This is a genomic window from Pseudomonas grimontii (assembly GCF_007858185.1).
In the GTDB taxonomy this organism is placed as follows: domain Bacteria; phylum Pseudomonadota; class Gammaproteobacteria; order Pseudomonadales; family Pseudomonadaceae; genus Aquipseudomonas; species Aquipseudomonas grimontii.
Genome location: NZ_VFES01000001.1, coordinates 291,347 through 312,525, shown reverse-complemented (window position 1 = coordinate 312,525; position 21,179 = coordinate 291,347). Strand labels below are relative to the sequence as shown.

The following is a 21,179-nucleotide window of genomic DNA, read 5'->3' as shown; positions in this document are numbered from 1 at the left end:
GCATTCTCAACGGTAGACGGTCAGCGCCAGGGCGCCGAACAGGCAAACGAACAGGCTCAGGCGCAACAACGCCGGGTGCCAGAAAAAACGGTACAGGTCGAACCCGGCCAGGAAGCGGTCAAGGGCCCAGGCCAGCGCGGCCGCGATCAGGAACATCAGGGTCATGGTCGGCATATAAATGCCGTGGAATGCGATTTCACGAGGCATTCGGGGTTCCTTTGAGGGCCGCCAGCGGTGATTGCGGGTCCAGCAACGAGGTGCGGATAAAGTGCAGGTAGCTTTTCACCCGGCGCAGGGCCGAGGTGTCGAAGTGCGGGGCGAAGGGTTCGTCGGTGGCCTGCACGCGGCTGATGGCGTGGTCGACGGCGATCAGGCCACGCTCCAGGTTGCTGGCGCTGGGTTGCAGGAACAGTCGCACCAACGAGCGGCCCATCACCCGGATCGCCTGGCGCCAGGGCTGGGACTCGGCGTAGGCCGGGTGCACCGGCAGGATCGCTTGTTCCTTGCGCAACTCGATGATCGCGTGGCCGATTTCCAGCACCACGAACATCCAGCGCAGCAGGTCGCGTTGCACTTGCGGCTGGCCGACAGCGAGGCCATAGGCCTGGTGCAGCAGGTCACGGGTGCGGCTTTCGAAACTCGACGCCAACCCCTTGAGCTTACCGCTGATGGCATACACCACCTGTTCGCGCAGGTCCTGCTCCAGGCGGCGCCACAGCCAGCGGCTGTTGGGCGGCAGGATGATCGCTCCCGCCGCCGCACACACCAGCATGCCGATGATCATGGCGATGTAGTCGTTGATAAAGGTGTAGGGGTTGTAGACAGTGAGGTTGTCCGGCACCGAGCCGGTGCTGAAGAAAATCAGCAGGCCCACGCCGACCCCGGCGTATTGCGGGCGTGAAGCGAGGAAAGCACCGAGGATGATCACCGGCGCGAGCATCACGCACAGCAGCGGGAAGCCGTCGATCCACGGGAACACGAAGAACATGTCGACAAAGCCTACCAACGCACCGATCAACGTGCCGCAGGCCATCTGGAAGGCCATGCGCTTGGGGTTGGGCGTAGCGGCGGACAGGCCGACCGTAGCAGCGGCGATCATGGTCATGGTGGCACCGCTGGGCCAGGCCGTGGCCACCCAATAACTGCCCAGCACGATCAGGATGAACGACGCGCGAATCCCCGAGGCGGCGCAGGCCAGCCAGTTGGTTTTCGGGCTGAAGGTTTCGTCCCATTGCTCCCGTGCATGGCTGTGATCGGCCAGGGAGGCATGGGTTTGCGCGTAGTTGTGCAGGTCATCGACGAAGCGGTAGAGCAGCTCATAAGCGGTGTGAAAATCCAGTTGCTCGGCTTCGCTCGGGCAGCCCTCCTGGAAGGTCGCGCGCAGGCTGCGCACCTTGGCGGGCAAGCCGTCCTTGTAGGCGCTGAGCTGGTGGACCAGGCGCGCGGCATCGGGACTGGTGAGGGCACGACCGGAGAAGCCGTCGAGCACTTCGGCCAGGTCCTGCAGGCCCGGTTTGATCGCCGCCACCACATGGTCCGCGGAGTCCGTACGCAAGCGTTCGAGCAATTGGTGCAAGGCATTGAAGCGCGTGGTGATGCTCATGAACTCGCTATTGAGGCGGCTGAGCCGGCCATTGCGCCGGCGCATATGCGGGTCTTCGAACACCGTGAGGCTGCGCAGCCCTTCCAGGCCCACGGCCTCGGCGATAAAGCGCACGTTGCTGGCCTCGAAACCCTCACGTTGGCTGCGCCCACGCAGGCCGTCGGTGACAAACAGCGCAAACACGCCAAAGCGCTGATAAAGCGCATTGCGCATGGCGGCGCTGGAGGTCTGCGGCAGGATCGCCGCGCTGACCAGCGTAGAGCACAGAATCCCCAGGGAGATTTCCAACACCCGCCAGACCGCCGCCATAAAGGCACCGTCGGGATGGGCCAGGGCCGGCAGGCCGACCATCGCTGCCGTATACCCCGCGAGCACGAACCCATAGGCGCGAAAGTTGCGGTTACGCGTCGCGCCAGCGGTGCAAATACCGACCCAGATCGCCAATGCGCCGAGGAACAACTCGGTGTTCTGCGCAAACAAGGCGATCAACAACACCATCACCGCCGACCCCGCCAGGGTGCCGAGGAAACGATAGAAGCTCTTGGCGAACACCTGGCCGCTCTGCGGTTGCATCACGATAAATACGGTGATCATCGCGGTGCGTGGTTGCGGCAGTTCCAGGCGCATCGCCAGCCACAGCGTGAAGAACGCGGCGATCAGCACCTTGAAGATGTATACCCAAGTCACGCCGTCACTGCGTGCCCAGTCAAAAAAACCACGGCGCCACTCAAGGGAATGCAGCCAGCGCAGCGGTGCAGGCAAGGGAGTCATTAAATCCTACTCAGTGATCAAACACGGCAAGCGCCGCCGGGGTCTTGCTCGGGAGGGTTCTGGCGTCTTGCGGTACGTCTTTGCCGGCGTCGAGGCCGCCACCCAGTGCGGTTACCAGTTCGGCATGGGCGCCAAGCCGCGCGGCCTGTACCTGCTGCTCGACCTGTTGTTGGCGAAACAGCAAGGTCTGGGCGTTGAGCACATTGAGGTAATCGGTGAGGCCGCGCTGGTAGGCGATCATCGCGATGTCGTAGGTCTTCTGCGCCGAGGCCACCGACTGCGCGGCAAATGCGGCTTGCTTGTCCATGGACTCACGGCGGATCAACTGGTCGCTGATGCCCTTGAGCGCGTTGACCAGGGTCTGGTTGTAGCGCGCCACGGCGATGTCATAGCCGGCGCTGGCTTCACCCAGCTCCGCACGCAGGCGGCCACCGTCGAAGATCGGCAAGGTGATCGCCGGGCCGACGCTGTAGTTGAATTTCTTGCCGGCGAGAAACGCCAGCATGCCACCGCCGGTGGCCATGTAGCCTAGGCTGCCGACCAGGTCGACGTTGGGGTAGAAACCGGCGTGGGCGACATCGATGCCACGGGCTTGCGCCGCCACCTGCCAACGGCTGGCGACCACATCCGGGCGCTGGCCGAGCAATTGCGCGGGCAGGCTCGAAGGCAGTTTCAGCGGTGCGGCGAGGGACAACGTCGGACGCTGTAACGTGGCCCCCTCCCCCGGACCTTTACCGGCAAGCGCCGCCAGCTGGTTACGGCTCAGGGCGATTTCTTCGTCCAGGGCATCCAATTGGCGATGGGTTTCCGGCAGTGGCGTTTCGGCCTGGCTCACGTCGAAATGCGTGCCGATCCCGGCGTTCAGGCGTTTGTTGGCCAGGTCGAGGATCTGCTGTTGCTGGGCCAGGGTCGCTGCGACGATATCGCGATTGGCGTAATGCAACGACAGCTGGATATAGGCGCGCACCACGTTGTTCTGCAGTTCGAGTTGGGCCTGGCGTGCTTCGGCGGCGCTCATGTGGGCCAGGTCGACGGCACGTTCAGTGGCGTTGCTTTCGCGGCTCCACAGGTCGAGGGCGTAGCTCAAGCCCAGGGATGCATTGTTGTCCCAGGTGTTGGCACCGCTCAATTCACCAGGGCCGTAGAACTGATCCTTCGGCCAATTGTGGCGTTTGAGGCTGGTATCACCGTTGATCTGCAGCGACTCGGCCGACTCGACAACCCCGGCCATGGCCCGCGCTTCCCGCACCCGCCCGGCGGCCATGGCCATGCTCGGGCTGCTTTGGGTGGCGAGTTCGACCCAGTGGTTGAGTTGCGGGTCGCCGTAGGCCTGCCACCATTGCGCGGTGGGCCAGTGGGCGTCCTGGGCGGCGCTGCGGATCGCTTCGTCGGTGGCCAGGGTAGTGGCGTTGAGAGCCTGGCCTTGGGGGGCGATTCCTCCGGTTCCGATGCAGCCGCTGATTGCTAACGATAAGGCGCAAACACTGAGAGCCTTCAGCTCCCTGTAAATGAGAGTCTTCAGCTCTCTGCTGATGCGACGCGGCACGGCGAACGAATTCCTGAGGTGGTGTTGCGGGGAGAGGTGGCGCAATTCTAGGCGGCGGCATGGAGGACGATAAGCTGGCATTCCTGTGAATCTTTGTTACCGTTCAAGCGATAATCCGTTGGTAGGGATCACTGGACAGCGTAACTTTCTGTCACAATTTGGTATCTCCCCTGAGAACTCTCCATGGACACTTTGCAAAACATGCGCGCCTTCAGTTGCGTGGCTGAAGCGGGCAGCTTCACCGCCGCCGCCGCACAACTGGACACCACCACCGCCAACGTCTCGCGCGCGGTCTCCAATCTTGAGGCACATCTGCAAACCCGCTTGCTCAATCGCACCACCCGCCGAATTGCCCTCACCGAGGCCGGTAAACGCTACCTGCTGCGCTGCGAGCAGATCCTGGCCTACGTCGAAGAAGCCGAAGCCGAAGCCAGCGACGCCCACGCCCGCCCCGCCGGGCAGTTGAAAGTGCACACCATGACCGGCATCGGCCAGCATTTCGTCATCGACGCGATTGCCCGCTACCGCCGCACCCACCCGGACGTGACCTTCGACCTGACCCTGGCCAACCGCGTGCCGGACCTGCTGGACGAGGGCTACGACGTGTCCATCGTGCTGGCCAGTGAGCTGCCGGATTCGGGCTTCGTGTCCCAACGCCTGGGCATCACCTACAGCATCGCCTGCGCCTCGCCGGACTACGTCAAGGCCAAGGGCTGTGCCCATCGCCCCCACGACTTGCTCAACCACGCCTGCCTGCGCCTGGTCAGCCCGGTGATCCAGCTGGACAAGTGGACCTTTAACGGCCCCGAAGGCCAGGAAAGCGTGGCGATCAATACATCGCCGTTCCTGGTCAACTCGGCCGACGCGATGAAAACCGCGATCACCAGCGGCATGGGCGTCGGCCTGTTGCCGGTATATGCGGCCATCGAAGGCCTGCGCAACGGCACATTGGTGCGGGTCATGCCCACCTACCGTTCCCAGGAACTGAACCTGTACGCCATCTACCCCTCGCGCCAGTACCTGGATGCGAAGATCAAGACCTGGGTGGAATACCTGCGCGGCTCGCTGCCGGAGATCCTGGCGGCGCACCAGGCGGAGCTGGTGGCGTATGAGTTGAGCGGCAGCCTGAGCGGTGCGCGGCTGGCTTGAGTAACACAGCCAGGGCGCTTCTCTGGAAGCGCCAGGCATGTGTCGGTATTGGACGATGTTCCGCCCTACACGCTTTATTCAACGTCGGTAACTTTACTGTAGCGCTCCATCCTTGTTGATAACGCGATCCAAAGAGTCCAACCGGAACACATAATCACCCGTTTTACGCGTATTTATCACTTGAGTTTCTCCCGCAACGCGCCCCGTCTCTATCTCTTTAGTGCCTTCTGTAAAGCACTCCGCTGTAACACTGCAAAATTTAACGGGTTCTCTCTTTTCGTAATCGTACGACTGACTCATCGGTCGCGGATCATAAGTACGCTTATCAAAAGGATCCATGGCAACTATATTGCCAGGCCTTGTGAAACATGTTCTGGAAGCGGTGCTCTTCAACCATTGATCTATACAATCTTGATCAGTGAAACCTTTCTCGGCCAGTACCGCTGAGTTTGAAAGCCAGGCGATCAAACCAAACACTAATAAATACCTCATGATTGCTCACTCCTGAAAAGTGCCACTTCCCCCTCTTTCGTAAATAGCCTGCAATAAAAATACTGCGTTTAACACTGTTAGAGTTCACAGTTTCTCAGTGCAATTGATGATACCCAGCGAATCCATTCGTTATATACAGCATGCCGTCCAGACATTGAGCCGCTGGCTGCAGGTGCAAGCTTGTGGTGTTGCGTGGAGGAGATAAATGTTAGCGTGCTTGGCATTCTTCCGTAGTCGATGAGCCCGCCTGCAATGAAAAAGACAGTCCTCGCCTTCAGCCGTGTCACCCCGGAAATGATCGAACGCCTGCAACAGGATTTCGACGTGATCGCCCCCAACCCCAAGCTGGGCGATATTAACGCTCAATTCAATGAAGCCCTGCCCCACGCCCACGGTTTGATTGGCGTAGGTCGCAAGCTGGGCCGCGCGCAACTCGAAGGCGCGAGCAAGCTGGAGGTGGTCTCCAGCGTGTCGGTGGGCTACGACAACTACGACGTGCCGTACTTCAACGAGCGCGGGATCATGCTCACCAACACCCCCGACGTACTCACCGAAAGCACCGCCGACCTGGCCTTCGCCCTGCTGATGAGCAGCGCGCGCCGGGTCGCCGAGCTGGACGCCTGGACCAAGGCCGGCCAGTGGAAAGCCAGCGTCGGCGCACCGCTGTTTGGCTGTGACGTGCATGGCAAGACCCTCGGTATCGTCGGCATGGGCAATATCGGCGCGGCCGTGGCCCGTCGTGGGCGCCTGGGCTTCAATATGCCGATCCTGTACAGCGGCAACAGCCGCAAGACCGCGCTGGAACAGGAGCTGGGCGCGCAGTTCCGCAGCCTGGACCAGTTGCTGGCCGAGGCGGATTTCGTCTGCCTGGTGGTACCGTTGAGCGACAAGACCCGCCACCTGATCAGCACCCGCGAGCTGGGGCTGATGAAATCCAGCGCAATCCTGATCAATATTTCCCGTGGCCCGGTGGTCGACGAACCGGCGCTGATCCAGGCCCTGCAAAACCAGACCATTCGCGGTGCCGGGCTGGATGTGTATGAGCAGGAGCCGCTGGCCGAATCTCCACTGTTCCAGCTGAGCAATGCAGTGACCCTGCCGCACATCGGCTCGGCGACCCATGAAACCCGCGAAGCCATGGCCAACCGCGCGTTGGACAATCTGCGCAGCGCCCTGCTGGGCCAGCGCCCGCAGGACCTGGTGAACCCGCAGGTGTGGAAGGGCTGATGTTAAGGGCCTTGATCGCTCCTACAGTTTCCGGCGAATGGGTCGATAACACTCAATAGAAGTTCGTCATCCCTGATCCACAGAAGGTTTTTATGTCCACCACCAAAGCCCGCGCAGACTCACTCTCGCTTCTGCTCTTTACCTTGCGCAGCGGCAAGCTGATGGCCATCAACCTGCTGAAAGTCAGCGAAATCATCCCTTGCCCGCCGCTGACCAAGCTGCCGGAGTCCCACCCGCACGTCAAAGGCATCGCCACCCTGCGTGGCAACTCGTTGGCGGTGATCGACCTGAGCCGCGCCCTGGGGGAAATGCCCCTGGAAGATCCGGACGGAGGCTGCCTGATCGTCACCGACGTGAGCCGTTCCAAGCAGGGCCTGCATGTGCAGGCCGTCAGCAAGATCGTGCACTGCCTGACCACCGACATCCGCCCGCCGCCCTACGGCTCCGGCGGCAACCGTGCGTTCATCACCGGGGTGACCCAGGTGGAAGGCGGCCTGGTGCAGGTGCTGGACATCGAAAAAGTCATCCACGGTATCGCCCCGGCGCCGATTGAAGCGGCACCCACCGACCTGACCATGGAAGAGGCGGAAGTGCTCGGCAATGCGCGGATCCTGGTGGTGGATGACAGCCAGGTCGCCTTGCAGCAGTCGGTGCACACCCTGCGCAACCTCGGCCTGACCTGCCACACCGCACGCAGCGCGAAGGAAGCCATCGATGTGCTGCTGGAGCTGCAAGGCACCGCCGCACAGATCAATGTGGTGGTGTCGGACATCGAGATGTCCGAAATGGACGGTTACGCCCTGACCCGCACCCTGCGCGAAACCCCGGATTTCCAGGATCTTTACGTGTTGCTGCATACCTCGCTGGACAGCGCGATGAACAGCGAAAAGGCGCGCCTGGCCGGTGCCAACGCGGTGCTGACCAAGTTCTCCTCGCCCGAACTGACCAAGTGCCTGGTGATAGCCGCCCAGACTGTGGCGCAACAGGGACTTTAACCCGTGGCGGAGTATTTCCAACTGCTGCGCCGCAATCTCACCGGCAGCCTGCCTGCGCCGCAATGGCCGGCCAATACGCAGTTGGATCATTACCGCGACGAGCTGGCCCCGGCGATCCACGCGGTGCTGCGCATGACCCAGGAGCAAGGGGGTGGCCGCGTTCCTCATCTGCGAGCCTGGCAGCATCAGTTCATCACCGATGCCGAATTCGACCCCACGCTATGCCTGGTAGCCAGCAACGGCGATGGCATTCTCGGCGTGGCGCAGTGCTGGACCAGCGCGTTTATCAAGAACCTGTCCGTGCATCCTTGCGCTCAAGGCCAAGGCTTGGGCCGGGCGTTGTTGCTGCACTGCTTCCAGGTGTTCAAGCAACGCGGCGAACCCTACGTCGACCTGAAGGTGCTGGAGAGCAACCTGCGCGCCCGACAACTGTACGAAAGCGCGGGCATGGTCTTTGTGTTGCGCGATGTGGTCGCCGACGACTGACACGTGCTGGCGCATAACTTGCTTCCAGAGCAGCACTACGGTGGATAGAGGTAAAAACCCGTCACCGTTCCTGCGTGCCCTCTGACCTAGCCTGGTGACAGATCCGCCATGAACACCCATTTTTCCTGCGTCGGTTGCGGCAAATGCTGCAGCGATCATCACGTGCCCCTGACCCTCCAGGAAGCCCGCCAATGGGCGGCTGACGGCGGTAACGTCATCGTTTTGGTGGAAGGCTTCCTGAGCAGTGGCCTGGGCCTGCCTCAGCAGCAGCGCGAACATGCCGAGCGCCGCTCGGTGGTGGTACCCAGCGGCAACACCGAGGCGTTTGTGGCAATCACCTTTGCCGCCTACAACGCCGGGCGCTGCCGGAATCTTGACGCAGATAACCTGTGCCGCATTTATGAGCGTCGCCCGTTGGTGTGCCGCATCTACCCGATGGAGATCAACCCGCATATCCCGCTCAGCCCCGCTGCCAAGGATTGCCCACCGGAATCCTGGGAACAGGGCCCGGTGTTGATCGTCGGTGGTGAATTGGTGGACCAGGAGCTGGCGGACCTGATCCAGCGCTCGCGCCAGGCCGACCGAGACGACGTGCAGACCAAGGAGGCGGTGTGCGCCTTGCTGGGCATTCGCACCACGGCGCTCAAGGGGGATGGGTTTACCGCGTACCTGCCGGACATGGGCGCGTTTGCCCAGGCGATTGAACTGGCGGTGGATCAGCCGTCCATGGCCAATGAGTGGGTGTTCCACGTATCGGGAATGGACATCGCCGAACAGTTGCTGGATGCCGGCGCGCAGATTGCCACCGAGGTGCCGGCCAACTATGCGTTTATCTCGCTGCGGGCGGCGTAAACCTTGCCGGCCACATCGCGCGACGGTCACGATTAATCAGCCGTCACTGCTCGGCAGGAACGGCGTCAAGGCGGTAGGGTTGGATAATCCTCAGGTACTCGCCGCTCTGCTTCAGCTGTTCAAGGGCGCAGTTGAGTTCGTTGCGCAATGCCGTGTCGGGCTTGCGCACCGCGATGGCCACGCCATCCCCCAAAAGCGCGGACGAAACGGCGGGGCCTGCGAAGTCGAAATCGTGACCGTCTTCGGTGTCGAGCAGGGCTTCACGAATTTCCACGGTGCCTTGCAGGGTCGCATCAATTTCGCCGGCTATAAGGCTGCGTACCAGTTCACTATTGAGCCAGAAACTCTTGACGATGACGCCCCCGGGCGCCCACGCCGACAGGGCAAAAGCCTCGCGATTGCTGCCCAGCAACACGCCGACGCGCTTGCCCCTGAGCGACACTGCACGGGGCTGCAAGCCGGACGTACTGCGCGCCACCAGGCGCGTGGTGAACGGGTAGAGGTTATCGGTGAAGCTCACCCAACGTCGCCGTTGCGACGTTGGCGCCATTCCCATGATCGCGTCGAATTTCCTGGCTTCAAGGGAGGTGAAATCTTCGGCAAGTACCTGGTCGACCCAGATGCAACGTGCATTCATCTGCACGCACAGGGCGTTGCCCAGCTCGATATTCAAGCCTATCAGCTGCCCTTGCGGGTCGCGGCTCTGGAAGGGGGGGAATTGTGCGGCAACGGCGAAACGGATTTCACGCTGCGGTTGATCATCGGCCGCAGAGGCATCAGCCGAAAGCAACAGCGCAAACATTACACAGATGTGTATCAGGGCCAAGGGCGTCGTCCTTTTCCGGAAAGACCAGCATCACCCCACTCCCCCTGAAACCACTGGGGCAGAGCAAAGGCTGTGCAAGCTTTCAAGAAACGGTCGTAGGCCTACAATCAGAAATTTCAGCAGAAGCTGTAGGCAATAGTCGACAAAACGTGCGACTTGTTAACCTCAGCGTTTACCCATCGAACGACGCGTACCCGGCGGCGCCATGCCTGGCGACTTGGTATGGCCATTCTTGGCGCCGTTTTTGTACCACGGTTGGGCCGCATTCCTCGCCCCAGCCAGCTCACCCGGCTTGAACGGAAACTTGAACGCCGGGATCTCGGCTTTTTCAACGCCTTCGGCGCTGGCCGAATCGACGATGTCGGTCGCTTCAACAGGGGGTTGTGTCGGGGAAGTCATAAGGGCTCCGGCGCAGCGATTGGTGTAAAAGCGCGAGTATAGCGGGGCCGGAGGTGCAAGCGGTAAGCTTCAAGCGGCAAGTTAAAAGCCTTAGCTGTCATGGCTGTCAGTTTGCCGTCACGATCCTGACCGGTTATCCCCGCTATAAAGCTGCTATCCAAACTTCAACTTGCAGCTTGCAGCTTGACACTTGCAACTGCGCTAACGGCGTCTTTCCATGCACATTCAACGAAAAACTGCCCTGATCGTGGGTGTCCTCGTGGTCGTGGCGATTGCAGCATGGGCACTGACCCGGCCCGCCAAGGCCAAACTGGCGGCACCGACCGCGATCCCGGTGCGGGTGGTGAGCGTAGCGCAGCAGGACGTTCCACGCTTTGTCAGCGGCATCGGCACAGTGTTGTCCTTGCACAGTGTGGTCATTCGCCCGCAAGTCGACGGCATTCTCACCCAGTTGCTGGTCAAGGAAGGCCAGTTGGTCAAGGTCGGCGACTTGCTGGCCAGAATCGATGATCGCTCGATCCGCGCCAGCCTCGACCAGGCCAAGGCGCAACTGGGCGAGAGCCAGGCGCAGTTGCAGGTGGCGCTGGTCAACCTCAAGCGCTACAAGGCATTGAGCGTCGACGACGGCGTGTCCAAGCAGACCTACGACCAGCAACAAGCCCTGGTCAACCAGCTCAAGGCCACCGCTCAAGGAAACCGGGCCGCAATCGATGCAGCCCAGGTCCAGCTTTCCTACACCCAGATTCGCTCACCCGTCAGCGGCCGCGTCGGTATTCGCAATGTGGACGAAGGCAACTTCCTGCGCACCAGCGATACCCAGGGCCTGTTCTCCGTGACCCAGATCGACCCCATTGCCGTTGAGTTCTCTCTGCCACAACAGATGCTGCCGACTCTGCAAGGCCTGATCGCCGCACCGACCCAGGCCAGCGTCAACGCCTACCTGGGTGCCGACACCGACGGCCAGACCGGTGATTTGCTGGGGGAAGGCCACTTGAGCCTGATCGACAACCAGATCAGCTCCACCACCGGCACCCTGCGCGCCAAGGCCGAGTTCAACAACGCCTCGCAACGCCTGTGGCCGGGGCAACTGGTGACCATCAAGATCCAGACCGCCCTCGACAAAAATGCCTTGGTGGTGCCACCGACCGTGGTGCAACGCGGCCTGGATTCGCACTTCGTGTACCGGGTCAACGGTGACAAGGTCGACGTGGTGCCAGTGCAAGTCACCTATCAAAACAGCGACGTGAACATCATCAAGGGTGTGCAGGCCGGTGACGTGCTGGTCAGTGATGGGCAGTCGCGGCTCAAGGCCGGAGCCCAGGTGGAGGTGCTCAAGGAGCCACCGCAGGTGATCCAGACCGTCGATGCCAGGGTGCAGCCATGAGCCGCTCGCCGTCAGCCTGGTGCGTCGACCACCCGGTCGCCACCCTGCTGCTGACCTTCGCCCTGGTGCTGCTCGGGATCATTGCCTTCCCGCGCCTGGCCATCGCGCCACTGCCGGAAGCGGAATTTCCGACGATCCAGGTCACCGCACAATTGCCCGGCGCCAGCCCGGATACCATGGCCTCCTCGGTGGCGACGCCGCTGGAAGTGCAGTTCAGCGCCATCCCCGGCATGACCCAGATGACCTCCAGCAGTGCCTTGGGCTCAAGCCTGCTGACGCTGCAATTCACCCTCGACAAGAGCATCGACACCGCCGCGCAAGAAGTGCAGGCGGCGATCAACACCGCCTCCGGCAAGCTGCCCAGCGACATGCCAAGCCTGCCCACCTGGAAGAAGGTCAACCCGGCGGACAGCCCGGTACTCATCCTCAGTGTCAGCTCCGACAGCATGCCCAGCACCGAGCTGAGCGACTATGTGGAAACCCTGCTGGCGCGGCAGATCAGCCAGATCGACGGTGTCGGCCAGATCAACATCACCGGCCAGCAACGCCCGGCGATCCGCGTGCAGGCTTCCCCCGACAAACTCGCGGCCATCGGCCTGACCCTGGCCGATATTCGCCTGGCCATCCAGCAATCGAGCCTCAACCTGGCCAAGGGTGCGATCTACGGGCAGAACAGCGTGTCGACCCTGTCGACCAACGACCAGCTGTTCCATCCGGAGGACTACGCGCAGTTGATCGTGTCCTACAAGGACGGTGCACCGGTGCAATTGCGCGATATTGCCAAAGTCATCAACGGTTCGGAAAACGCCTACGTACAGGCTTGGTCCGGCGACACGCCGGGCGTCAACCTGGTGATTTCGCGCCAGCCCGGCGCCAACATTGTCGAGACGGTGGACCGCATCCAGGCCGAACTGCCGCGCCTGCAAGGCATGCTGCCGGCCTCGGTGCAGGTCAGCGTATTGTCTGACCGCACCAAGACCATCCGCGCGTCCCTGCATGAAGTTGAGGTGACCCTGCTGATCGCCATCCTGTTGGTGGTGGCAGTGATGGCGCTGTTCCTGCGCCAGTTGTCGGCGACGCTGATTGTGTCCAGCGTGCTCGGCGTGTCGCTGGTCGCCAGTTTTGCGCTGATGTACCTGATGGGCTTCAGCCTGAACAACCTGACCCTGGTGGCAATCGTGATCGCCGTGGGCTTTGTGGTCGATGATGCCATCGTGGTGGTGGAGAACATTCACCGCCACCTCGAAGCCGGGCTCGACAAGCGCGAAGCGGCGATCAAAGGCGCCGGAGAGATTGGCTTTACGGTGGTGTCCATCAGCTTCTCGCTGGTGGCGGCGTTTATTCCGCTGCTGTTCATGGGCGGTGTGGTCGGACGGTTGTTCAAGGAATTCGCACTGACGGCCACCTCGACCATCCTGATTTCGGTGGTGGTCTCGTTGACCCTGGCGCCGACATTGGCAGCGCTGTTCATGCGCGCCCCGACCCATCCCGCCCACGACAAACCCGGCTTCAGCGAACGCCTGCTGGCCGGCTATGCGCGCAACCTGCGCCGCGCGCTGGCCCATCAACGCACCATGGCCGCCATTTTCGTGGTGACCCTGGCCCTGGCCGTGGTCGGCTACGTGTTTATTCCCAAGGGCTTCTTTCCGGTACAGGACACCGGTTTTGTGCTCGGCACCAGCGAAGCGGCGGCCGATGTGTCGTACCCGGACATGGTCGCCAAGCACAAGGCCCTGGCCGAGATCGTCAAGGACGACCCGGCGGTCCAGGCGTTTTCCCATTCGGTGGGCGTGACCGGCAGCAACCAGACCATCGCCAATGGCCGCTTCTGGATCGCCTTGAAAGACCGGGGCGATCGCGACGTGTCCGCCAGCCAGTTCATCGACCGCATCCGGCCCAAGCTGGCGAAAGTGCCGGGCATCGTGCTGTACCTGCGCGCCGGCCAGGACATCAACCTCAGCTCCGGCCCCAGCCGCGCCCAGTACCAGTACGTACTCAAGAGCAATGACGGCCCGACACTCAACACCTGGACCCAACGCCTGACCGAAAAACTGCGCGCCAACCCGGCCTTTCGCGACCTGTCCAACGATCTGCAACTGGGCGGCAGCATCACCCATATCAGCATCGACCGTCAGGCCGCCGCGCGCTTTGGCCTGACCGCCACCGATGTCGACCAGGCGCTGTACGACGCCTTCGGCCAGCGCCAGATCAACGAGTTCCAGACCGAGATCAACCAGTACCAGGTGGTGCTGGAGCTCGACACCCAACAGCGCGGCAAGGCCGAAAGCCTGAATTACTTCTACCTGCGCTCGCCGTTGACCAATGAGATGGTGCCGTTGTCGGCGGTGGCCAAGGTCGACCCGCCGACCGTGGGGCCCTTGTCCATCAGCCATGACGGCATGTTCCCGGCCGCCAACCTGTCGTTCAACCTGGCCCCCGGTGTGGCGCTGGGCGATGCGGTGATCTTGCTCAACCAGGCCAAGAATGAAATCGGCATGCCGACCACCATCATCGGCAACTTCCAGGGCGCGGCCCAGGCGTTCCAGAGTTCGCTGGCCAGCCAGCCCTGGCTGATCCTCGCGGCGCTGGTGGCGGTCTACATCATTCTGGGCGTGTTGTATGAGAGCTTCGTGCACCCACTGACGATTATCTCCACCTTGCCCTCGGCGGGGTTGGGCGCGCTGATCATGCTGTCGCTGATGGGCCAGGACTTTTCGATCATGGCGCTGATCGGCCTGGTGCTGCTGATCGGCATCGTGAAGAAGAACGGCATCCTGATGATCGACTTCGCCCTGGACGCCCAGCGGGTACGCGGGTTGCCGCCGGAGGAAGCGATCTATGAAGCCTGCGTCACGCGGTTCCGCCCGATCATCATGACCACCCTCGCCGCCCTGCTCGGCGCGGTACCGCTGATGCTCGGCGCCGGCCCCGGCGCGGAAATGCGCCAGCCCCTGGGCATCGCGGTGGTCGGCGGCTTGCTGGTGAGCCAGGCGCTGACGTTGTTCACCACACCAGTCATATACTTGTACCTTGAGAAAATTTTCCACCGGCCCAAACCAGCTGCCGAGCTGGCGACCACACACTGAGGCCAAGGCACCGCCCTGGAGCAAAAGGCTCATGCGCGTACTGATTGTTGAAGATGAAGAAAAAACCGCCGACTACCTGCACCGTGGCCTGACGGAGCAAGGCTACACCGTCGACGTGGCGCGCGAGGGCGTCGAGGGCCTGCACCTGGCGCTGGAGAACGATTATGCGGTGATCGTGCTCGACGTGATGCTGCCCGGCCTCGATGGCTTTGGCGTATTGCGAGCCTTGCGTGCGCGCAAGCAGACGCCGGTGATCATGCTCACCGCCCGCGAGCGCGTGGAAGACCGTATCCGCGGGCTACGCGAAGGCGCCGACGATTACCTCGGCAAACCGTTTTCATTCCTTGAACTGGTGGCGCGCCTGCAAGCCCTGACCCGCCGCAGCGGCGGCCACGAGCCGGTACAAGTGACCGTCGCCGACCTGTGGATCGACCTGATCAGCCGCAAGGCCAGCCGCAACGGCGTGCGCCTGGACCTGACCGCGAAGGAGTTCTCGTTGCTCAGCGTATTGGCGCGGCGCCAGGGCGAGATCCTCTCCAAGACCTCGATTGCAGAAATGGTCTGGGACATCAATTTCGACAGCGACGCCAACGTCGTGGAGGTGGCGATCAAGCGCCTGCGCGCCAAGCTTGACGGGCCGTTCGAACACAAGCTGCTGCACACCATTCGCGGCATGGGTTATGTGCTGGAGAATCGTAGTGTCGGCTAACTCCATTGCCCTGCGTCTGAGCAGCATGTTCACCCTGGTGGCGGCGCTGATATTCCTGTTGATCGGCGGCGTGCTCTATCAGCAGGTGGATCGCAGCCTGGGCTTGCTGCCAGGGGCGGAGCTGGATGCGCGCTACAGCGTGTTGGAGTCCTCTGTGAACCGCTTCGGTACACCGGACCATTGGGTGAAGATTCAAGCCAAGCTCAAATTATTGGGTGAGGAAGACAAGCGTATCCGCTTCTGGGTCGTCAGCAGCGATCCGAACTACGAGTATGGCAACCCCGATGCGCAGATCCGCGCCTTCGCCGAAGGCCCGACGGGTAAGCGCGATCTGCGCCTGCCGGGGCGCGAATACCCGTTCAAGGTGCTGGTGAGCCAGTTCCCGGCCAAGGACCAACGCCCACCGCTGCGTTTCATGATCGCCATCGACACCGAAAACTTCCGCGCCACCCAGCACCATCTGCTGGTGGCGCTGGTCAGCCTGGCGCTGGTCGGCGTGGTGCTGGCGGCGCTGCTGGGGTTCTGGGTGTCGCGCATTGGCCTCAAGCCGCTGAGCAAACTCTCGGATGAAGCACAGAAGCTGGCGCCGCCGAAGCTCTCCGGGCGCCTGCAACTGTCGCCGCTGCCGCCGGAGCTGAGCCAGTTCGTCAACTCGTTCAACTCCACCCTGGACCGCGTGGAACAGGCCTACTCGCGCCTGGAGTCGTTCAACGCCGACGTCGCCCACGAACTGCGCTCGCCGCTCACCAACCTGATCGGCCAGACCCAGGTCGCCCTGACTCGCGGGCGTTCGGCCGAGCATTATTTCGAGGTGCTGCAATCGAACCTCGAGGAACTGGAGCGCCTGCGTTCGATCATCAACGACATGCTGTTCCTCGCCAGCGCCGACCAGGGCAGCAAGGCCACCAAGCTGATTGAAAGCTCATTGGCCGACGAGGTAGCCACCACCCTCGACTACCTGGACTTCATCCTCGAAGACGCCCAGGTCCGGGTGCAGGTCCACGGCGACGCCCAGGTGCAGATCGAGAAAGCCCACCTGCGCCGCGCGCTGATCAACCTGCTGAGCAATGCGGTACAACACACTGCGCCCGGACAGGTGATCGAGGTAAACATCGACGTGCTGGAACATCATGTGGCGATCGGCGTGACCAACCCAGGCGATGTGATTGCCAGCGAACACCTGCCACGCCTGTTCGAACGCTTCTATCGGGTGGACGCGTCGCGCAGCAACAGCGGGGCCAATCACGGTTTGGGGCTGGCGATCGTCAAGGCGATTGCGCTGATGCATGGCGGCGATGTGTTCGTGCGCAGCGACGTGAGTGGTAATACCTTCGGCATTACCCTCCCGGTTTAGACAACTCGTTCAAATGTAGGAGGGGGCTTGCCCCTCACACATGGGGCCTCCCCACACCAGCACTGTTGCGATTTGGGCAACAGTGATTATCTTGTTACACTCTGTATCGTACCGCTCGCCTGCGTTAATTTGACGCATCGATGAGCGCGACGGCAAAGGCAGCTGACCCGCTTACCCGAATTTCCCTCGACTTATTTCCAGGGCTCTACACTGGGAATCTGTCTTAAAGCCGCTGACTTCAGCGGCTTTTTTTTGCCGTAAAAAAAGGCCAGGCACACCCCCACGACATTGGCCGTTTTCGATTGACCAAAGGAGCTGTACCGGTGAAGAACTCGCTGACGTTCACCCCGTTATTCCTCGCGATTGCAGCAACGATCGTCCCCTTTGCCCACGCGGCAGACACTACCCCCACCGACGGTTTCGTCGAAGGCTCGCACCTCAACATCAACACCCGCAACTACTACATGAACCGCGACCGTCGCGACATCCACACCGATGACAGCAAGGAATGGGGCCAGGGTTTTATAGGCACCTTCGAATCCGGCTACACACAGGGCACCGTCGGCTTCGGCCTGGACGCCCACGCCATGCTCGGCCTCAAGCTCGACGGCGGTGGCGGCACCGACGGTTCCAGCATCCTTCCCTACGGCAGCACTGACGGCAGCGGCAAAGCGCCCGGTTCATTTTCCACCGCTGGTGGCACCTTGAAGATGCGCGCCTTCGACACCGAGTTGAAGGCCGGCGACCTGTTCCTCAACAACCCGGTGATCGCCGGCGGCATGACCCGTATGCTGCCGCAGACCTTCCGGGGCGTAAGCCTGAGCAACCACAGCTTCGACGGCTGGATGCTCGAAGGCGGCCAGGCCAGCTTCACCAAGCTCTACAACCAGAGCGGCCACCGGCGCATCGGCACCAGCTATGGCGCATTGCCGAGCAACACTGACAGCCAGCACATGAACTGGGCCGGTGTGTCTTTCAGCGGTATTCCCGGCCTGACCAGCAACCTGTATGCCTCCGAACTCAAGGACGTGTGGCACCAGTATTACTACGACCTGGACTACACCTACGCGTTGAACGACCTGGTCAGCCTCAACCCGGGCCTGCACTACTACCACACCCAGGACACCGGCCAGTCACTGCTGGGGGGTATCGACAACAACACCTACAGCCTGCACTTCACCGTCGGCGTCGGTCACCACAGCGTCACCGCCGCGTACCAGCGGGTCAACGGCAACACGCCGTTCGACTACATTAGCCAGGGCGATAGCGTGTACCTGGACAATTCCCAGCAGTACTCGGACTTCAACGGCCCCAACGAGCGCTCGTGGAAACTCAAGTACGCCTATGACTTCGCCGGCCTCGGCCTGCCTGGCCTGACCTCGGCGGTGTCCTACATCAGCGGCAAGACCGACCTGACCAAGGTCGACCCGCAAAGCCGTGGCTATAGCGCCTGGTACAGCGCCGATGGCAAGGACGCCAAACACTGGGAACGGGATATCGATTTAAAGTATGTGGTGCAAGGTGGCAAGGCCAAGGACCTGGCCGTGCGCCTGCAATGGGCGACCAATCGCGGCAGCAACGGCTACTCGGCGGTGGATCGGGATGTGGATGAATACCGGGTGATCGTCGACTACCCGATTAACGTGTTCTGAGTCCACGGATCTTTCTTTTTAACTAACGATTTAATTTTCATCGGGTAGAACTAAACTGCCAGCATTCACCCCGCTGAAGTCTGCCCGATGAGTCAACGCCGTGTTCGTACCGCGCCTGCACACCCCGAGTTGCTGCTGATCCTCGGCAGCGGTCTCACCGTTGTCCTGATTGTGATCATCGTCGCAGCATTGCTGGTCCGTGAACACGCCAGCACCCTGCAGGCCGCCACGCGTTCAACCACCAATATTGCCCAACTGATCAACGCCGACGTGCTGCGTAACGTCGAACTCTACGATCTGGCCCTCAAAGGGTTGATTGCCGCCAAGCAACGTGAAGATCTGTCGCAGGTTGCCGAGAATATCCAGCACCTGGTGCAGTTTGACTTGTCCACGGCAGCACCTTTCAAGGGTGAAGTGCTATTGCTGGACGCCAATGGCGCGGTGATCGCCGACTCCTCCACCCTGCACCCCACCCCGCGCAACTTTGCCAGCCGCGATTATTTCCAGGTGCATGCCAAGGATGCCCAGGCCGGCTTGTTTATCAGCCGACCGTTCCAGATCCATTGCGACTGCGACCAGGTCTGGCGCATGGCATTCAGCCGGCGTGTGTCTGGGCCTAATGGCGAGTTTGCCGGCGTTGCGGTCGCGACCATGCGCCTGGCGTATTTCGACCAACTATTCAATACCCTGACGATCGGCAACAGCAGCAGCGTGAATCTGCTCAACACCAAAGGCATTTTGTTGGCCCAACAGCCGTTGCTCGAACGCGACATGATCGACAAGGACCTGAGCGAGCGGCCGAATTTCAAGAGAATCCTGCGTGAAGGCAGTGGCAGCTTCCAGGCCCTCTCAGCCATCAGTGGCAAGGAGCGCCTGTACACCTTCACCAATGTGGGTGAGCTGCCGCTGATTGTGGTGGTGGCACTGTCCAGTGAAGATGTATTCGCCCCTTGGAAACGCGCCGCTTTGCTGACCGGTGGCGCCACAGGCATTCTCTGTATCGGTTTGTTATGGCTGACCTGGATGCTGCGCCGGGAACTGCGGCGTCGCTATCGCGCAGAGCGTGTGCTGTCAGAACTGGCAGCCACCGATGCCCTGACCGGCCTGGCCAACCGCCGCATCCTGGACGAACGCCTGCGCCTTGAATGGGACCGCGCGCAACGTTCGCTCGAACCACTGACCGTGCTGATGATCGACGTGGATCACTTCAAGGCCTTCAACGACCGCCATGGCCATCACGGTGGCGACGCGGCATTGCGCACCGTGGCCCAGGTGATCGGCGCCAATATCCGCCGCCCGGCTGACCTTGCGGCGCGCTATGGCGGCGAGGAATTTGCGGTGGTACTGCCCCATACGGATGCCAAGGGTGCCTGGGTCATCGCCGAGCATATCCGCAGCAGCATCGAGCATTTGCCAAGGGTGGCAGGGGACGAGCGGCCGATCACGGCGAGCATCGGCATAAGCACCTGGGACAAGCGCAGCCGCATGTCCCTGGAGGCTTTGCTGCTCAGTGCGGACCGGGCGTTGTATGAGGCCAAGCACACGGGGCGCAATCGGATTGTGGACGCCACGACGTTGCCATGAGGCAAGCGGACTAATGTGGCGAGCAAGCTCGCTCGTTATCCACAGTGTCTGACCCGCAGCCATAAAAAAGGCCACCCGAAGGCAGCCTTTAAAAACTAAAGAAAGAGAGTTGTTACTTACACCGCCGCAACGGGACGCATGTAAGAGATCGGTGCGGTGCTGGCATCTTCGAAGGTCACGACTTCCCAAGCGTCTGTCTGCTCAATCAACTTGCGCAGCAGCTGGTTGTTAAGGGCGTGGCCCGACTTGAAGCCTTTGAACTCGCCTATCAGGCTATTGCCCAGCAGGTAGAGGTCACCGATTGCATCGAGGATCTTGTGCTTCACGAATTCGTCTTCATAGCGAAGGCCGTCTTCGTTCAGTACACCATCCGCGTCGACCACAATGGCGTTTTCAACGCTGCCGCCGAGTGCGAGGTTGTGCTTGCGCAGGTACTCGATGTCACTCATGAAACCAAAGGTACGGGCGCGGCTGACTTCTTTTACGAACGAAGTGCTGGAAAAATCCACGCTTGCACTTTGGGTGCGGTCACGGAATACCGGGTGATCGAAATCGATCTCAAAGCTCACTTTAAAGCCTTCGAACGGGACGAAGGTGGCGCGCTTGTCGCCGTCTTCTACTGTCACTTCCCGCAGAATGCGTATGAACTTCTTGGCTGCGTCCTGTTCTTCCAGGCCGGCAGATTGAATCAAGAATACGAAGGGTCCAGCGCTGCCATCCATGATAGGGACTTCGGACGCGGAGAGCTCGACGTAGGCGTTATCGATGCCCAAACCGGCCATGGCCGAGAGCAAGTGCTCCACCGTGTCCACTTTGACGTCACCGTTGACCAACGTGGTCGACATCGTGGTTTCGCCAACATTTTCCGCGCGAGCAGGAATCTGCACCACAGGGTCCAGGTCGGCACGCACAAACACGATGCCGGTGTCGACAGGTGCAGGCTTGAGGGTCAGGTATACCTTCTCCCCGGAGTGCAGACCTACACCTGTGGCACGAATAATATTCTTCAGGGTGCGTTGTTTAATCATGGCTTGGACCGCTTCAGCGCAAATTGCGAACTGGTA

The 21,179-nt window shown here is 61.5% G+C and carries 18 protein-coding genes; 11 read left to right on the top strand and 7 right to left on the bottom strand.

Annotation, left to right across the window (positions count from 1 at the left end; all coding sequences use genetic code 11):
• Positions 1-6: 6 nt before the first annotated feature.
• From FIV39_RS01535 to FIV39_RS01525, 3 genes are read right to left on the bottom strand one after another with little or no spacing between them, the layout of a single operon-like run.
• Positions 7-207, bottom strand: a complete 201-nt coding sequence (locus FIV39_RS01535) for a DUF1656 domain-containing protein (protein WP_027604741.1) — start codon at positions 205-207, stop codon at positions 7-9.
• Complete coding sequence (locus FIV39_RS01530; RefSeq protein WP_090409255.1) at positions 197-2,374, bottom strand: FUSC family protein; 2,178 nt, start codon at positions 2,372-2,374, stop codon at positions 197-199. The genes FIV39_RS01535 and FIV39_RS01530 overlap by 11 nt, the downstream gene beginning before the upstream one ends.
• Positions 2,375-2,384: 10 nt before the next feature.
• Positions 2,385-3,920 carry an efflux transporter outer membrane subunit gene (locus FIV39_RS01525; RefSeq protein WP_090409258.1) on the bottom strand — a complete coding sequence of 512 codons (1,536 nt, stop codon included), beginning with the start codon at positions 3,918-3,920 and terminating at the stop codon, positions 2,385-2,387.
• Positions 3,921-4,103: 183 nt separating this feature from the next.
• On the opposite strand from FIV39_RS01525, the gene FIV39_RS01520 reads away from it, so the two are divergent.
• Positions 4,104-5,069, top strand: a complete 966-nt coding sequence (locus FIV39_RS01520) for a LysR family transcriptional regulator (RefSeq protein ID WP_090409261.1) — start codon at positions 4,104-4,106, stop codon at positions 5,067-5,069.
• 93 nt (positions 5,070-5,162) lie between these two features.
• On the opposite strand, the gene FIV39_RS01515 is transcribed toward FIV39_RS01520, so the two are convergent.
• Positions 5,163-5,561 (bottom strand): hypothetical protein, encoded by a 399-nt coding sequence (locus FIV39_RS01515; protein WP_090409264.1) that lies wholly within the window; start codon positions 5,559-5,561, stop codon positions 5,163-5,165.
• Positions 5,562-5,813: 252 nt separating this feature from the next.
• Between FIV39_RS01515 and FIV39_RS01510 the strand changes: the two genes are divergently transcribed.
• The 4 genes from FIV39_RS01510 (at position 5,814) to FIV39_RS01495 (ending at position 9,121) form a co-directional block, all read left to right on the top strand.
• Entirely contained in the window at positions 5,814-6,788 is a 975-nt protein-coding gene (locus tag FIV39_RS01510) for a 2-hydroxyacid dehydrogenase (RefSeq protein ID WP_090409267.1), read from the top strand.
• Positions 6,789-6,880: 92 nt separating this feature from the next.
• Positions 6,881-7,783 carry a chemotaxis protein CheV gene (locus tag FIV39_RS01505; RefSeq protein ID WP_090409269.1) on the top strand — a complete coding sequence of 301 codons (903 nt, stop codon included), beginning with the start codon at positions 6,881-6,883 and terminating at the stop codon, positions 7,781-7,783.
• Between the two features lie 3 nt (positions 7,784-7,786).
• Complete coding sequence (locus tag FIV39_RS01500) at positions 7,787-8,269, top strand: GNAT family N-acetyltransferase (protein ID WP_090409272.1); 483 nt, start codon at positions 7,787-7,789, stop codon at positions 8,267-8,269.
• 108 nt (positions 8,270-8,377) lie between these two features.
• Complete coding sequence (locus FIV39_RS01495) at positions 8,378-9,121, top strand: YkgJ family cysteine cluster protein (protein WP_090409275.1); 744 nt, start codon at positions 8,378-8,380, stop codon at positions 9,119-9,121.
• A 43-nt stretch (positions 9,122-9,164) separates the two neighbouring features.
• On the opposite strand, the gene FIV39_RS01490 is transcribed toward FIV39_RS01495, so the two are convergent.
• A complete protein-coding gene (locus FIV39_RS01490) occupies positions 9,165-9,947 on the bottom strand; it encodes a transporter substrate-binding domain-containing protein (protein ID WP_090409278.1) in 783 nt (260 codons plus the stop codon).
• 165 nt (positions 9,948-10,112) lie between these two features.
• Positions 10,113-10,346 (bottom strand): hypothetical protein, encoded by a 234-nt coding sequence (locus FIV39_RS01485; RefSeq protein WP_090409281.1) that lies wholly within the window; start codon positions 10,344-10,346, stop codon positions 10,113-10,115.
• A gap of 217 nt (positions 10,347-10,563) precedes the next feature.
• On the opposite strand from FIV39_RS01485, the gene FIV39_RS01480 reads away from it, so the two are divergent.
• The 6 genes from FIV39_RS01480 to FIV39_RS01455 all read left to right on the top strand — a co-directional run bounded on the left by FIV39_RS01480 (position 10,564) and on the right by FIV39_RS01455 (position 20,115).
• A complete protein-coding gene (locus tag FIV39_RS01480; protein ID WP_090409284.1) occupies positions 10,564-11,730 on the top strand; it encodes an efflux RND transporter periplasmic adaptor subunit in 1,167 nt (388 codons plus the stop codon).
• Positions 11,727-14,816, top strand: a complete 3,090-nt coding sequence (locus FIV39_RS01475) for a multidrug efflux RND transporter permease subunit (protein WP_090409287.1) — start codon at positions 11,727-11,729, stop codon at positions 14,814-14,816. The genes FIV39_RS01480 and FIV39_RS01475 overlap by 4 nt, the downstream gene beginning before the upstream one ends.
• 31 nt (positions 14,817-14,847) lie before the next feature.
• Positions 14,848-15,525, top strand: a complete 678-nt coding sequence (locus tag FIV39_RS01470; protein ID WP_024073527.1) for a heavy metal response regulator transcription factor — start codon at positions 14,848-14,850, stop codon at positions 15,523-15,525.
• A complete protein-coding gene (locus tag FIV39_RS01465; RefSeq protein ID WP_090409289.1) occupies positions 15,515-16,879 on the top strand; it encodes a heavy metal sensor histidine kinase in 1,365 nt (454 codons plus the stop codon). The genes FIV39_RS01470 and FIV39_RS01465 overlap by 11 nt, the downstream gene beginning before the upstream one ends.
• A 323-nt stretch (positions 16,880-17,202) precedes the next feature.
• Positions 17,203-18,531, top strand: coding sequence for an OprD family porin (locus FIV39_RS01460; RefSeq protein ID WP_090409292.1), 1,329 nt, complete (start codon positions 17,203-17,205; stop codon positions 18,529-18,531).
• A gap of 87 nt (positions 18,532-18,618) precedes the next feature.
• Positions 18,619-20,115 (top strand): sensor domain-containing diguanylate cyclase, encoded by a 1,497-nt coding sequence (locus FIV39_RS01455; protein ID WP_090409295.1) that lies wholly within the window; start codon positions 18,619-18,621, stop codon positions 20,113-20,115.
• Between the two features lie 116 nt (positions 20,116-20,231).
• Here FIV39_RS01455 and lpxC read toward each other — a convergent pair whose 3' ends face one another.
• On the bottom strand, positions 20,232-21,143 hold the full coding sequence (lpxC, locus tag FIV39_RS01450) for a UDP-3-O-acyl-N-acetylglucosamine deacetylase (protein WP_003171886.1): 912 nt from the start codon (positions 21,141-21,143) through the stop codon (positions 20,232-20,234).
• Positions 21,144-21,179 lie beyond the last annotated feature (36 nt).

Excerpts from the sequence above, each read along its gene's own strand:
- FIV39_RS01535 (WP_027604741.1), bottom strand. The coding sequence starts at position 207 with ATGCCTCGTGAAATCGCATTCCACGGCATTTATATGCCGACCATGACC.
- FIV39_RS01530 (WP_090409255.1), bottom strand. The coding sequence starts at position 2,374 with ATGACTCCCTTGCCTGCACCGCTGCGCTGGCTGCATTCCCTTGAGTGG.
- FIV39_RS01520 (WP_090409261.1), top strand. The coding sequence starts at position 4,104 with ATGGACACTTTGCAAAACATGCGCGCCTTCAGTTGCGTGGCTGAAGCG.
- FIV39_RS01515 (WP_090409264.1), bottom strand. The coding sequence starts at position 5,561 with ATGAGGTATTTATTAGTGTTTGGTTTGATCGCCTGGCTTTCAAACTCA.
- FIV39_RS01510 (WP_090409267.1), top strand. The coding sequence starts at position 5,814 with ATGAAAAAGACAGTCCTCGCCTTCAGCCGTGTCACCCCGGAAATGATC.
- FIV39_RS01505 (WP_090409269.1), top strand. The coding sequence starts at position 6,881 with ATGTCCACCACCAAAGCCCGCGCAGACTCACTCTCGCTTCTGCTCTTT.
- FIV39_RS01495 (WP_090409275.1), top strand. The coding sequence starts at position 8,378 with ATGAACACCCATTTTTCCTGCGTCGGTTGCGGCAAATGCTGCAGCGAT.
- FIV39_RS01485 (WP_090409281.1), bottom strand. The coding sequence starts at position 10,346 with ATGACTTCCCCGACACAACCCCCTGTTGAAGCGACCGACATCGTCGAT.
- FIV39_RS01480 (WP_090409284.1), top strand. The coding sequence starts at position 10,564 with ATGCACATTCAACGAAAAACTGCCCTGATCGTGGGTGTCCTCGTGGTC.
- FIV39_RS01475 (WP_090409287.1), top strand. The coding sequence starts at position 11,727 with ATGAGCCGCTCGCCGTCAGCCTGGTGCGTCGACCACCCGGTCGCCACC.
- FIV39_RS01470 (WP_024073527.1), top strand. The coding sequence starts at position 14,848 with ATGCGCGTACTGATTGTTGAAGATGAAGAAAAAACCGCCGACTACCTG.
- FIV39_RS01455 (WP_090409295.1), top strand. The coding sequence starts at position 18,619 with ATGAGTCAACGCCGTGTTCGTACCGCGCCTGCACACCCCGAGTTGCTG.
- lpxC (WP_003171886.1), bottom strand. The coding sequence starts at position 21,143 with ATGATTAAACAACGCACCCTGAAGAATATTATTCGTGCCACAGGTGTA.